Genomic DNA, 12,893 nt, shown 5'->3' with positions numbered 1-12,893 from the left:
GGCATCAGGTATTGCTGCGCTGACGACGCTAGCTCGCGAGGAGTGGGAAGCGTCGGCCCCGGATCACCACGTGCGGTGGCGTCGAGCTCCCCGGCCGCGCCGATCGCACGGCCGGCGCGAACGATCGATGGTCGGCCGCTCCTATAGTTCGGGTATCACCCGACCGTCGAGGAGTCGCATGAGCCCGCTCGTCGCGATCGCCGGCAGCGCCCAGGTCAACCGCTCCTACTCGCCGGCCGTACGCGATCCGGAGGCTGCCCCCGCCGCGGCGGCCGAGTTGGGCGCGGAGCTCGCGAGGCAGGGTTGCGGCATCGTCGTGTACTCCAGCGATCCCGACTACCTGGAACGCGATGTCGTACGCGGTTACGTGGGCTCCGGCCGGGCGACGCCCGGGTCGATCCTGGTCCGTGGCCGGTATCAGCAGGACGTGGACTTCGAGGAGGCCCAGCGGTATCCGGAGTTGTTCGCCGTGGTGCCCGAGTCGACGGACGACTGGGAGGTCAGTTTCTACCGGTCGCTGCTGACGGCCGACGCGCTGCTGCTGGTGGGCGGCGGACGCTCCACGTTCATCGCCGGGCTCATCGGCCTGTCCCGTCGTATCCCGGTCGCTGCGGTCGCGGCGTTCGGCGGTGGCGCGGAGAAGACGTGGCAGCGGCTCAACAACGAGCGGGGCGTCGCCAGCGAGGAGGAGGTGGCGTTGCTGGCCCGACCCTGGCAGTTGGCGGCGGCCGGCCAGATCGTCACCGCGCTCCGCGCCCAGGTGCGGCGCCGCGCGGAGGAGGAACGCGCTGCGGGCGCCGCTGGTCGGCGTACGGTGGTGGGCCTGGTGACCGCGCTGGTCCTGCTGCTGCTCGCCCTGGCGACGATCCCGTTGGCGTACGCCGCGCCGGCCGGTGGGTGGCAGAACGTGGCGGTCCTGGTGGCCGCGCCGATGATCGCGTCGGTGTGGGGCGCGATCGTGCGCAACGCGTACGACGGCAACGGCAACTGGCTGCGGGCGGCGGCGTTGGGGTCGGCGGCCGGTGTCATCGCCTTCCTGCTGTTCGTGGCGGCGCAGCTCTCCACCAACCCGGGCCTGCTCGACGGTGACGCGGCGCGGAGGTTGGTCTTCTTCGTGCTGGCCATCGGGTTCATCGGCGGGTTCACCTCCGAGGTCGTCTACGCCAAGCTGCGCGATCAGGACGTGACGCAGACACCGGTCCTGCCGCCCGGCGGCCCGCGGTGAGTCGGGCGGTGGAGGAGTCCAACCGGGCGATGCTGCGCGCCCGCGACGCGATGGACCGGTCGTACGCGGAACCGCTGGACATCCCGGCGCTGGCCCGGATCGCGTACGTCTCCGAGGCGCACTTCATCCGGACGTTCCGGGCGACCTTCGGCGAGACGCCGCACCGCTACCTGCAACGTCGCCGGGTGGAGCGGGCCATGACGCTGTTGGTGGAGACCGACCGGGACGTGACGGACATCTGCTACGCGGTCGGCTTCGGCAGTCTGGGCACGTTCAGTCGGACGTTCCGGCAGATCGTCGGTGAGTCGCCCTCGGAGTTCCGGCGTCGCCGCGTCGCCGCCGGCAACGTGCCGTCCTGCTTCACGAAGGCCTGGACGCGTCCCAGCAGTTTTGGATAAGCAGCAGGTCAGGGGCATCCTCTACGGTCGTTGGTATGACGATGAACGCGATCAGCCGCTCTCAGATCTACGTCCTCGACCAGGACGAGGCGCTTGACTTTTACGTCAACAAGCTCGGCATGGAGGTCAACACCGACCAGGATCTCGGCTTCATGCGCTGGCTGACGGTGAACCTGCCCGGCGACCCGGAGCGCGAGATCCTGCTGGAGAAGCCGGGCCCGCCGGCGCTGGACCCGGCGACCGCCGAGCAGGTACGGGAGCTGCTCAGCAAGGGTGCCCTGGGTGGGTACCTCTTCATGACCACCGACGACGCCCACAAGACCCACGACGATCTCGTGGCGAAGGGCGTCGAGATCATCGACGAGCCGACCGAGCGCCCGTACGGGATCGACTTCGGCATCCGGGACCCGTTCGGCAACAAGATCCGTATCGGCCAGATGTTCCCCCGGGCCTAGTCAGAAGATCAAGAAACCGGAGGGCGCGGGCCGGCACCGCGCCTTCCGGTGTGTTGGGGTGTACGCATGCGAACGCGGCTGCTGTACCTGACCCGACACGGCGAGCAGGACCTCACCGGGCACGCCGACACGGGCTCGACCGAGCCGGACACCGGCCTGTCCGAGCGCGGCCGGCGGCAGGCGGCGCTGCTCGGCGAGCGCCTGCGGGGCCGGCCGTTCGCCGCCGTCCACCACGGGCCGCTGCGCCGGGCCGCGCAGACCGCCGAGGTGGTCGCCGCGGCACTGCCCGGGGTTCCGGTGTACGCCACCGAGTTGGCCGGTGACCACCTCCCGCACGACACGGACCCGACCGGCCTGCCGTCGGCGTACGCCGAGTTCCTGGCCGGATTCTCGGCGGCCGAGCGGGCCGACGGGCCGCGCGTGACGGCGGAGGCCGTGCGGCGCTTCACGGGGCCGGCCGAGGTCGACGAGGCGGCGGCCGTGGGAGAGCCGGTCCGCGAGCTGGTGGTGACGCACACCTTCCTGATCGCCTGGCTGGTCCGGCACGCCCTCGAGGCACCTGAGCGGCGGTGGCTGGGCTTGAACCACCACAACGCCGGGTTGACCGTCATCCGGTACGGCCCGGCCGGGCCACCGAACCTGATCGCCGTCAACGACGTGGCGCACCTGCCGGCCGAGCTGCGCGGCACCGGTCTTCCCCCGGACTACCTCGTGTGACCCGCCGTCAGGCGGTGACCCGCAGCAGCAACTCGACAAGTGCCCGGGTGGCGGGCGGCGGCGCGGGATCCGCGGGGCAGTCGACGTACCCGGTCTCGACGGTCCCGACGGTGACGCGGTAGCTGAACGCGTCGGCGCAGCTCGACGTGGTGGCCGTGCGACGGGCCTCGGCGCTCAGCCGTGGGTCGGCGGCCAGTCCGTGCAGCTGGCCCAGGTCGGCGGTGCCGAGCTTGCCGGTACGACGGCCGCCGGCCCGGTCGACCACGGTCCACCGCCCGTCCGGCTCGACGGTGATGTTGTCGCCGCGCCCGGCGAAACCACCGGAGCGGAACAGCGCGACCCGAGCCCGGTCGTCCGCTCTCGGGCCGCTCGGGGCGGGGCCGCTCGGGACGGCCCCGCTCGGGGCGGGGCCGCTCGGGACGGCCCCGCTCGGGACGGCCCCGCTCGGGACGAGGCCGCTCGGCGCGGGGATGTTCGTGAGGTCCGGGCCTGCGGTCGCGCCGGTCACCGGGGGCAGGTCGGTGGGGTCGGCGGCCCGGTCGGTGCCGGTGCAGCCGGCCAGCAGGGCGGCCAGGAGCGCGATCGTGACGCCGGTCGTGGAGGCGGGTCTCATGTCCGTCGGACGCGCCGATGCCCGCGTTGGTTCCCTTGTCAAGGCCCTCATCCGTTCGGCCAATCTCAATGTCTGGGAGCGGTCCAAGGCTTCTCTTTTCTTCTACACATAGCTATATCTACATGCGTGACTACCCCCGTCACACCCTTTCTCCTTCCAGGAGGGCACGTGAAACGACCCCTCGCGGCCGTCAGCGCAGCGCTGCTCACCAGCGGCCTGTTGACCTGCGTCGCCACCGCGGCGCACGCTGCCGCACCTCCCGCTCCCGCGCCGGACGCCTCCGCCGCGGCCCGAGCGGCGACCGTCCTGCAAACGAACCCCGGCGCGGTCCAGGGTTCCAGCGCCGAGTCCTACCAGGTGCAGAGCACCCGGGTGGACGCCTCCGGCGCGGCGCACACCCGCTACACCCGCACCTACCAGGGACTGCGGGTGTACGGCGGTGACTTCGTCATCCACACCGCGCCGAACGGCACCTACGCCGGCAGTTCGGTCGGACTCGCCGCACCGCTGACCCTCCTCACCACGGCCAAGGTCAGCGCCGACACGGCGAAGAAGACGGCCCGCGCCGGGTTCACCGGCAAGGCCGAGAACGTGGGCGCACCGGAACTGTTCGTCGACGCCAGCTCGGGCGTGGGCCGGCTGGCCTGGGAGACGGTGGTCAGTGGCTGGCAGCCGGACGGGCAGACGCCGTCGCGGCTGCACGTCGTCACCGACGCGACCTCCGGCGCGACCGTCGGATCGTACGACGAGATCGAATCGGTCACCGGCAGCGGCCAGGGCATCTACACCGGCACGGTCAGCATCGACACGACGCTCTCCGGCAGCACGTACCAGATGATCGACCCGGTGCGCGGCAACGGCCGTACCTGCGACATGAACAACGGCACGTCGTCCTGCACCACGTTCACCGACGCCGACAACGCGTGGGGCACCGGCGCCAACTCGAATCGGCAGTCGGCCGGAGTGGACGCGCACTTCGGCGCCGCCAAGACGTTCGACTACTTCAAGAACGTGCACGGCCGTAACGGCATCTTCGGCAACGGCAGTGGTGTGCCGAGCCGGGTCCACTACGGCAACAACTACGTCAACGCCTTCTGGGACGGCGCCCAGATGACCTACGGCGACGGCTCGGGCAACTCCCGCCCGCTGGTCGCGCTGGACGTGGCCGGGCACGAGATGAGCCACGGCGTCACCGAGGCGCTGGCCGGGCTGGTCTACTCCGGCGAGTCCGGTGGCCTGAACGAGTCCACCAGCGACATCTTCGGCAATATGGTGGAGTTCTACGCCGCCGCGCCGAGCGACCCGGGTGACTACCAGGTCGGTGAGAAGATCAACATCAACGGCAACAACACGCCGCTGCGCTACATGTACAACCCGTCGCTGGACGGCGCGTCCGACTCCTGCTGGTCCACCAGCACGAAGAACAAGGACGTGCACTACTCCTCCGGCGTCGGCAACCACTTCTACTTCAACCTCGCCGAGGGCACCGGCTCCACCTCGTACGGCACCTCGCCGGTCTGCGGCTCCGCCCCGGCGGTGACCGGCATCGGCCGTACCAAGGCGGAGAAGATCTGGTACCGGGCGCTGGACGTCTACTTCACCTCCAACACGTCGTACGTCAACACCAGCAACCCGGCGAACACCGCCCGCGCCTACAGCCTGCGGGCGGCCACCGACCTGTACGGCAGCTGCTCGACCGAGTACAAGGCCGTGCAGGCCGCCTGGACGGCGGTCAACGTCGCCGGCAACGACGCCACCTGCTCCACCGGCAACGACTTCTCCGTGTCGCTGTCGCCGACCGCCGGCTCGGTGAACCCGGGCAGCGCGGTCTCCACCACCGTCTCGACCGCCACCACGAGCGGCTCGGCGCAGACCGTGACGTTCTCCGCGTCCGGCCTGCCCAGTGGCGCGAGCGCCGCGTTCAGCCCCGCCTCGGTGACCTCGGGCGGCTCGTCCACCCTCACCATCAGCACCTCGTCCGGCACCTCGCCGGGCACCTACTCGGTCACCGTGAACGGGGCGGGGTCGGTCACCCGCAGCGCCACCTACACGTTGACCGTGAACGGCTCCGGCGGCGGCTGCACCTCGCCCGGCCAGAAGCTGGCCAACCCGGGCTTCGAGTCCGGCTCGACCGGCTGGACGGCCAGCTCCGGGGTGATCACCAGCTCCAGCGGCCAGGCGGCCCACGGTGGGTCGTACAAGGCCTGGCTGGACGGGTACGGCAGCACCCACACCGACACGCTCGCCCAGTCGGTGGCCCTCCCGGCGGGTTGCTCGTCGTACACGCTGAGCTTCTGGCTGCACATCGACTCGGCCGAGACCACCACCAGCACCGCGTACGACAAGCTCAACGTGCAGGTGCTCAACTCGGGCGGGACCGTGCTGGCCACGCTGGCGACCTACTCCAACCTGAACAAGGCCTCCGGCTACAGCCAGAAATCCTTCTCCCTGGCCGGGTACGCCGGCCAGACCGTCACCCTGAAGTTCACCGGCACCGAGGACTCCTCGCTCCAGACGTCCTTCGTGGTCGACGACACGGCGGTCAACGTCTCCTGACCTGACCGACACCCGGACCCGGCGGCCACCGCAACGGTGGTCGCCGGGTTCGCGTCCGGGCCGTTCTGGCAATCTTGGGTCGGCTCGGGTGGCGTGGGAAGAGGGGTTTGCGTGTCGGACGCGGAGTTGACTGTCGCGGTGGCCGGACCGGTGGCAACCGTCGTGATCCACAACCCGGCTCGCCGGAACGCGATGACGGCGGCCATGTGGCGGCAGCTCCCCGAACTGCTCGACCGGCTGGAACCCGACCCCGAGGTGCGGGCCCTGGTGCTCACCGGCGCGGGCGACGCCTTCTGCGCGGGCGCGGACCTCGGTGACCTGGCCGAGCTGCTGGACGCCGGTGACACCAGTATCGCGGTCGCCGCCGAGGAGCGGCTGGCTAGCTTCGCCAAGCCGACGATCGCGGCGATCCGGGGCGCCTGCGTCGGGGGCGGCGCGCAGCTCGCGGTCGCCTGTGACCTGCGGATCGCCTCGGACGACGCCCGATTCGGCGTACCTCCGGCCCGCCTCGGGCTGGTCTACCCGGCCCCGACGACACGCCGGCTGGCGCGGCTGGTCGGCCCGTCGGCGGCGAAGCACCTGCTCTTCACCGCCGAGTTGATCGACGCCGAGCGGGCCCTGCGGATCGGCCTGGTCGACGAGGTGCTGCCGGGCGACCGCCTCGCCGAGCGGCTGGACGACCTCACCACGACGATCGCCCAACGGTCACCGCTGAGCGTCACCGCCGCCAAGGAGATCGTCGACGACCGCGCCGGGCCGGCCCGGATCGCCTGGTGGCACCGGAAGGTCGCGGACAGCGGCGAGGCCCGCGAGGGCGTGGCGGCCATGGCCGAGCGCCGGGCTCCCCGCTTCGCCTGGCGAGCGCCGACCGAGCGCTGAAGCTCGCGGCCTGATCCACTCGGTTTCCAGGAAGGCGGGGTGTCCCGTGCGCTGGGACACGCCGATGTCATGCAACCCGAGTCGATCTCCCACCCATTGCGAAACCTCGATCCCGGGTGGTGCCGAACGTGAGTCGTACGGCAGTCTGTCGGTCGTGCAGCGTGATCAGTTGCTCGCGGGCCGCTACCGGCTCCTGGAGCGTCTCGGCAGCGGCGGCATGTCGGCGGTCTACCGGGCGTACGACGAGGTGCTCGAACGGGACGTGGCGGTGAAGGTGCTCGTCGCCGCGGATCCGAACGCCCGGCAGCGGATCCGGGCCGAGGCCAAGGCGGCGGCCCGGTTGTCGCACCCGCACGTCACCAACGTCTACGACTTCGGCGAGTCGCGTCTCGACGGGGTTCAGGTGCCGTTCGTGGTGCTGGAACTGCTCAACGGCGACACCCTCGAGAGGCGGCTGGTCGCCGGGCCGTTGCCACCCCGCGCCGCGCTGCGGGTCTGCGCGGAGGTGGCGTCGGCCATCTCGGCGGCGCACGGCCAGGGGTTGGTGCACCGGGACGTGAAGCCGGGCAACGTGATGCTCACCCCCACCGGCGCGAAGGTGCTCGACTTCGGTATCGCGGCGGCCGCCGGTGATTCCGAGATCGACTTCGACGGCCGGCTGCTCGGTACGCCCGCGTACCTCGCGCCGGAGCGGCTGGCGGCCGGCGAGGTCCTGCCGGCCTCCGACGTGTACGCGCTCGGCCTGCTCCTGCACCGGACGCTCACCGGCCGGCTGCCGTGGGCGGCCGAGACGCAGACCGGGATGCTCCGCGCCCACGTGCATGTCGATCCGGACCCGCTACCCGAGATCGACCGGGTGCCCGCCGAGATCCACCGGCTCTACCACTGGTGTCTCGCCCGCAACCCCGACGACCGGCCACCAGCAGCCGAGGTGGCCCGCATCCTGCTCACCGTCGTCTCCGGGCTGGCCGGCGGAAACGCCGCCTCCGGGCTGGCCGCCGCCTCCGGGTCGAGCGCCGCTTCCGGGCTGGCCGCCGCTTCCGGATCGGCCGCTGATTCCGGGTCGAGCGCCGCGAACAGGTCGGTCGCCGCGGACCGGTCGGTCGCCGCGGACCGGTCGAGTGCCGCGGACCGGTCGAGTGCCGCGGACCGGTCGAGCGCTGCGGACCGGTCGGCCGCCGCGGACCGGGCGGTCGCCGCTGGCTCGCCCGCTGCCCACCCGGCCAAGGATGGTGACGCCGGGCCGAACGAGGCGCGCAAGGCCGCAGCGGGTGGGGACGCGGAGGTGGCCGATGGCGTGAACCGGGCTGCTTCCGAGGCGCCCCGGCGACAGGCCTGGCGTCGCCGACGGGTGGCGCTGGTGGTCGGCGGCGCGGTGATCGCAGCGGTGGCGGTGGCCGGGTCGCTCGGCGACTACGGCGCGCGGCGGCACGACGGAACCACCCCACGAACCGGGATCGGCACGGGTGGCACCACCACGGTCGGCCTGCCGGAGACCGTCGCGCAGCCCGAACCGTCCACTGTGCGTGCGCCCGCCGAACCGTCGGCCGGTCCCACGTCGGCCGCTCCCCGCCCGGGCCCCGCAGTGGGGCCGGGCCGGCCGTCGGCCCCGGGTCAGCCGCCGCCGACGGTCGCGCCGACGGTCGCGCCCACGGGCGCGTCTCCGCCCGCCGAATCCCCGGGGCTCCCGGTGCGCGCCCAGGGCGGGACGGTCACCGTCCGCTGTGTCGGGGGATTGGCCGAACTGCTCACGGTCACCCCCGCGTCGGGTTACCAGGTGCCGCCGTACGACGCGGGGCCGGCGAAGCAGGTCACGGTCGAGCTGACCGCACCCGAGCACAGCAGCGAGATCCGGGTGCACTGCGCCGCCGGGCGGCCGAAGGCGAAGGTCACCGAGCGCGCCGCGTGACCGGGGCCGACGGGTGCCGCGCCGGAGGCGTACCCCCGGGCGCGGCCCCCCGTTCCCGCCGGCCGGTCGGTCACCGCCGGGCCAGCGATGCCCAGCCGGGGTTCACCGGCTCGCGGCGTAGCGGCATGCCCGCCTCCGCCGGGGTCCGGTCACCCTTGCGCTGGTTGCAGCCGTAGCAGGCGGCGGTGGTGTTTCGCCACGTGTTCCGGCCACCCCGGGAACGCGGCAGGATGTGGTCGATGGTCGACGCCGGGCCATCGCAGTACGCGCAGCAGTGGTCGTCGCGGCGTAGCACCCCGGCCCGGGACCAGGCCGGCCCGGAGTTGAACCGCCACCGGGTGACCACGTAACGGACCAGCCGCACCACCCGGGGCAGCGGGAAGACGCCGATCAGCCGATCGGGCTCCGCCTCGTGGATCTCGGCCACCCGTCGGCAGAGCATCCGGACGGCGTGCTGGACGGTGACCCGGTGCAACGGGCCGAGGTCGGCGTTGACGACGAGGACGGCATCCACCGGGACTCCTTTCTACAGTGGCGGCGGACAGCGAAGAGCCGCCCGGTCCGGCGTTCGGACGGGCGGCTCAGCACGTACGGGTACGCGTCAGTCGGGCCGGCCCGCCCGGGGGTGTTCCGCCGGCCAACCGCCGCAGGACAGCAGTGACGACAGCACGGTGGTGGCGTGCGACCTCGTCATGACCTGCTCCCGCTGTGGTGGCTGACCTTGCGCGATCACGGTAGGTCCGCACGGGAGAGGGGGGCAACGTATTTCGATCGGCCACCCGGCTCCTCGGGAGCGCGCTGGCGCCGGGTGCGAGGAGCGCTCCCCGCCGTGCGGCGGGCGTTCGTCAGCGGTTTGTCCAGCCGCAGTGCCATCCGCGCGGTGAGTTCGCTGTCCAGCAGCGGCCGGTTGACCTCGCCGGCGACCGCCAGCGCGGGTCCCGAGACGGAGCGCCAGATGGCGGCCAGCCCGGCGCCCAGACCGAGCAGGGCCACGGCGGCCCGGGTGGTCGGCGAGCCGGCCGCCGCTGCCGCGCTCACGCCGACCAGCGCGAAGAGCACCACCAGCAGCGGCACCAGCACCGGCCAGAAGATGCCCCGGGCGGCCTGGGCGACCAGCCGGCGGTCCCGGATGATCAGGTTCCGGGCGACCACCGCGTAGTCCTCCTCGTCGAGCAGGTCACGCGGGTGCAGGCCGCCGGTGAGCACGCCGCGCCACAGGTCGCCCTGGTTGCGCAGTTCGCGGCTCAGCTCGGCGGGCTCCGGTTCGGTCGGGTCACCCCGGCCGGCCCGTTCCACGGCCACCGCCCAGGCGGCCAGCGAGCGGCGCACCACCGCGGCCGAGTACGGCGGCAGCACGCTGGCCAACTCGTCCAACCACCGGCTGATCTGGACTTGTCGGCCGTCGAAGCGGCGCAGGAGTTGGGCGGCGTCGCCGGGCCGGACCGTGTCGGCCAGGGACCGGCCCAGCCGGTAGGCCAGTCCGACCCGGAGGTTGGTGGCCATCGCCCAGCGCAGCACGTCCACGTTGAGGTCGTCCAGGGCGAGCAGCAGCGGCTCGGTGTCGACCAGGTCCGGCCGCTCCAGATCGGGTAGGCGGTCCAGGTCGGGCAGCCGCGTGCGGGCGGCGGACGTGTCGGGCAGCGACCCGGTGTGCCGGGTGAGCGCCGAGATCTGGGCCAGCGCGACGTCGACGCCGTCGAGGTACATCCGCATCCGGCGGGGGAGTGACATCTCGGTCAGGTTGGAGAGCTTGGCCGGTGGGTGGATCGGCGTGGTCGGCCCCGGTTCGGCGTGTTGCCCGTGGTGGTAGGCGTCCGCCATCCACCAGCCCAGCCGCAGGGCGGTGACGACACAGGCGCGCTCGTCACGGATGAGTGGGTACGCATCGTCGCGGACGGCCTCCTCGGCCGGCCGGCCGTCCGCTGCGCCGGCGCGGTGCAGTGGTGACATCGCCGCTGCCCTCCCGCCCGGTCGATCGACGGATGATCAATCGAGCGTACGGCAGCGTACCGTCGCTTATGTCGCTTTTGATCGTTTTGGGGCTGCTCGCCCGGCCAGCAGGCCGCGCGGGCGGACCGAGCGCACCGGCTCGGTCGCGGCACCCTGTGCCCGCAGGATGTGGTTCGCCGCGATGATCCCGGTGGCCGCCGAACGTTCCATCAGCGCGCTCGGAAAGTTCGTCGCGATCCCGTCGCCGGCCAGGTAGACACCCGCGGCCTCGGTGCGGACCCCCGGACGCCAGGCGTGGCTGCCCGGCGTGAACGCCGGGGCCTGCGCCTCCACCCGGGCGCGCAGTTCCCGGACCCGCAGGTCAGCGGCCTCCGGCCAGAGCGTCACCAGCTCGCGGCGCATCCGTTCGGCCAACTCGTCGGCCGGCACGCCGGGCGCACAGGCGTACGCGTGCAGCTCCACGACCGAACCGCCGGTGCGGTGCGCCCAGCGCCGCGACTCGTTCTCCAACCGGTGGTACAGCGTCACCGAGTCCAGAGTGGGCTGCCGGGACACCCCGCTGAACACCGCCCGGTCGGCGGCGACGTCGCCGTCGCACCAGTACCGCGCCACCGCGTACGGCGGGCCGGGCCGGCCGAAGCGGGGCATCCGTGCCGCCAACTCCGGTGCCCGCGCGACCAGGTCGGGGGAGGCCGCCACCAGCGCGGCGAGCGCGGGCGGATCGACGGCCAGCACCACGTGCTCCGCCCGGTGGTCGCCGCCGTCGGTGGTCGTCACCCGCCAGCCGGCACCGTCACGGTGCACCCCCGTCGCGCCGGAGCGGGTGAGCACCCGACCGCCGTGCTTCTCCACGTGCCGGGTCAGCGGCTGCCAGATCGCCGTCGCATAGTCCTCGTCCGGGCAGTCGAAGGCCAGCCCCTCCGGATTGCCCAGCAGGTAGAAGTGGAACTGGGCGACCATCTCGGCCGCCGACATCTCCGCCTCGTGGTTGAAGAACGAGTGGGAGAAGACCTCGAACAGCATCGCCCGCGCCCGGTCCGGCAGCCGCAGCGACGCCAGCAACTCGTCGGCCGTGGTGTCGTCCAGTTCGGCGTAGGTGCGGACCGGATCGTAGGTGAGCAGCGGCAACGCCGCGTCCCGGTCCATCGACCGCAGGTCCGCCAGGCGCAGGCTGGGACTGCGCAGCAGCAGCGCGAGCAGGTTCGCCGGAGGCGCGGGGGGCAGCCGGCCGAACTCCTCGGTCGGCCACTGCGCGCTCAGGATCGGATAGCCCGGGATCGGTTTGAGAAAGCCCAGGCCGGGCTCGACGCGCCGGAGGATGGACCGCCAGTTGTAGTACTGCCGGAAGAACGCGTGGAAGCCGTGCTCGTTCTGCTGCTCCCCGTCGGGCAGGGCCTCCGGCCAGGCGCCGAGCCGTCCACCGATGGTCGGCGCGGCCTCCAGCACGGTCACGTCCACGCCGCGTTCGGCGAGCACCACGGCCGCCGACATGCCGGCGATGCCCGCGCCGACCACGACCGCCGCGACCGGTCGCGGCACGCGGGCGGCGCCACCGCCGCCGGGGTCCACCTCATGCTGGCGTACGCCGATGAGCCGACCCACCACACGCGACAGCGCCATGGGCACCTCCCTCGTCTGCCGCCAGTCTCCTATGGCAGGCAGCGCCGCGCCCGGTCGGACGCGGGCCAGACGTACTCCAGGTCGTCGGGCGTGTCGGTGCCGAAGATCGGGGCGTAGTGCGTCGGGTCCTTGCGCAGCAGCGAGGAGCGGTGGCTCAGGTGCAGGTCGTCGCGGCCGAGCCAGGGTGGCAGGTCACCGGCGCGGGCCAGCTCGTCCTGGGTGCGTACGACACCCGCCCCGCAGGCGGCGGCGAGGTCGACGGTCAGCGTGGAGGCGCAGGTGTCCGCCCGGCCCGGCTCGGTCCACACGGCGCACATGTCCAGCCCGTACCGGGTCAGCGCCTCCTCGTACCCGGCCCACATCTTCACGGCCGGGTGGTTGCGCCACCCGTACCCCGGCCAGGTGAGCCCGCGCAACACCTGGATGGCCTCCACCCGCTGCTTGCCCAGCCGCTTCTGGTCCAGCGCGCGGGCGCTGGCCAGAAAGTCCGGGTACGGGAGGAAGGTCTGCATGGCAGGTGCTCTACCCACGGCCCGGGTCGGCATGCCTGCCCGGGACGATCCGGGTGGGG

General features: G+C 72.7%; 12 protein-coding genes. 7 read left to right on the top strand and 5 right to left on the bottom strand.

The features are described from left to right. Positions 1-178 precede the first annotated feature (178 nt). The 4 genes from AB0B55_RS18960 to AB0B55_RS18945 all read left to right on the top strand — a co-directional run bounded on the left by AB0B55_RS18960 (position 179) and on the right by AB0B55_RS18945 (position 2,795). Positions 179-1,225: a hypothetical protein gene (locus tag AB0B55_RS18960; RefSeq protein WP_357172511.1), complete on the top strand. Its 1,047-nt coding sequence runs from the start codon at positions 179-181 to the stop codon at positions 1,223-1,225. After that, entirely contained in the window at positions 1,222-1,623 is a 402-nt protein-coding gene (locus AB0B55_RS18955) for an AraC family transcriptional regulator (RefSeq protein ID WP_357128791.1), read from the top strand. The genes AB0B55_RS18960 and AB0B55_RS18955 overlap by 4 nt, the downstream gene beginning before the upstream one ends. Positions 1,624-1,658: 35 nt before the next feature. Then, the gene (locus AB0B55_RS18950) at positions 1,659-2,078 is read left to right on the top strand and encodes a VOC family protein (RefSeq protein ID WP_357128794.1); all 420 of its coding nucleotides are present in this window, start codon (positions 1,659-1,661) and stop codon (positions 2,076-2,078) included. 66 nt (positions 2,079-2,144) lie between these two features. Then, positions 2,145-2,795, top strand: a complete 651-nt coding sequence (locus AB0B55_RS18945) for a histidine phosphatase family protein (protein WP_357128797.1) — start codon at positions 2,145-2,147, stop codon at positions 2,793-2,795. A gap of 7 nt (positions 2,796-2,802) precedes the next feature. On the opposite strand, the gene AB0B55_RS18940 is transcribed toward AB0B55_RS18945, so the two are convergent. Beyond that, positions 2,803-3,408, bottom strand: coding sequence for a hypothetical protein (locus AB0B55_RS18940; RefSeq protein ID WP_357172508.1), 606 nt, complete (start codon positions 3,406-3,408; stop codon positions 2,803-2,805). A gap of 168 nt (positions 3,409-3,576) precedes the next feature. On the opposite strand from AB0B55_RS18940, the gene AB0B55_RS18935 reads away from it, so the two are divergent. From AB0B55_RS18935 to AB0B55_RS18925, 3 genes are all read left to right on the top strand, one after another. Further along, a complete protein-coding gene (locus AB0B55_RS18935) occupies positions 3,577-5,964 on the top strand; it encodes a M4 family metallopeptidase (RefSeq protein WP_357172506.1) in 2,388 nt (795 codons plus the stop codon). 111 nt (positions 5,965-6,075) lie between these two features. Continuing rightward, on the top strand, positions 6,076-6,843 hold the full coding sequence (locus tag AB0B55_RS18930; protein ID WP_357172503.1) for an enoyl-CoA hydratase/isomerase family protein: 768 nt from the start codon (positions 6,076-6,078) through the stop codon (positions 6,841-6,843). Between the two features lie 154 nt (positions 6,844-6,997). Continuing rightward, positions 6,998-8,752, top strand: coding sequence for a protein kinase (locus AB0B55_RS18925; RefSeq protein ID WP_357172500.1), 1,755 nt, complete (start codon positions 6,998-7,000; stop codon positions 8,750-8,752). 70 nt (positions 8,753-8,822) lie between these two features. On the opposite strand, the gene AB0B55_RS18920 is transcribed toward AB0B55_RS18925, so the two are convergent. From AB0B55_RS18920 to AB0B55_RS18905, 4 genes are all read right to left on the bottom strand, one after another. After that, on the bottom strand, positions 8,823-9,266 hold the full coding sequence (locus AB0B55_RS18920) for an HNH endonuclease (RefSeq protein WP_357128812.1): 444 nt from the start codon (positions 9,264-9,266) through the stop codon (positions 8,823-8,825). A gap of 215 nt (positions 9,267-9,481) precedes the next feature. Then, positions 9,482-10,702 (bottom strand): hypothetical protein, encoded by a 1,221-nt coding sequence (locus AB0B55_RS18915; protein WP_357172497.1) that lies wholly within the window; start codon positions 10,700-10,702, stop codon positions 9,482-9,484. 66 nt (positions 10,703-10,768) lie between these two features. Continuing rightward, a complete protein-coding gene (locus AB0B55_RS18910; protein ID WP_357128818.1) occupies positions 10,769-12,322 on the bottom strand; it encodes an FAD-dependent oxidoreductase in 1,554 nt (517 codons plus the stop codon). A gap of 29 nt (positions 12,323-12,351) precedes the next feature. Continuing rightward, on the bottom strand, positions 12,352-12,834 hold the full coding sequence (locus AB0B55_RS18905) for an MSMEG_6728 family protein (RefSeq protein WP_357172494.1): 483 nt from the start codon (positions 12,832-12,834) through the stop codon (positions 12,352-12,354). Positions 12,835-12,893 lie beyond the last annotated feature (59 nt).

The sequence above is a fragment of the Micromonospora sp. NPDC049107 genome, assembly GCF_040648595.1.
Lineage (GTDB): Bacteria > Actinomycetota > Actinomycetes > Mycobacteriales > Micromonosporaceae > Micromonospora.
Note: the sequence above shows the minus strand (reverse complement) of the source record. Positions and strands in the feature narration are given on the sequence as shown.

What these genes read in the sequence shown, in the direction of transcription:
- AB0B55_RS18960 (WP_357172511.1), top strand. Translation starts at nt 179, where the DNA reads ATGAGCCCGCTCGTCGCGATCGCCGGCAGCGCCCAGGTCAACCGCTCC.
- AB0B55_RS18950 (WP_357128794.1), top strand. Translation starts at nt 1,659, where the DNA reads ATGACGATGAACGCGATCAGCCGCTCTCAGATCTACGTCCTCGACCAG.
- AB0B55_RS18945 (WP_357128797.1), top strand. Translation starts at nt 2,145, where the DNA reads ATGCGAACGCGGCTGCTGTACCTGACCCGACACGGCGAGCAGGACCTC.
- AB0B55_RS18940 (WP_357172508.1), bottom strand. Translation starts at nt 3,408, where the DNA reads ATGAGACCCGCCTCCACGACCGGCGTCACGATCGCGCTCCTGGCCGCC.
- AB0B55_RS18915 (WP_357172497.1), bottom strand. Translation starts at nt 10,702, where the DNA reads ATGTCACCACTGCACCGCGCCGGCGCAGCGGACGGCCGGCCGGCCGAG.
- AB0B55_RS18910 (WP_357128818.1), bottom strand. Translation starts at nt 12,322, where the DNA reads ATGGCGCTGTCGCGTGTGGTGGGTCGGCTCATCGGCGTACGCCAGCAT.
- AB0B55_RS18905 (WP_357172494.1), bottom strand. Translation starts at nt 12,834, where the DNA reads ATGCAGACCTTCCTCCCGTACCCGGACTTTCTGGCCAGCGCCCGCGCG.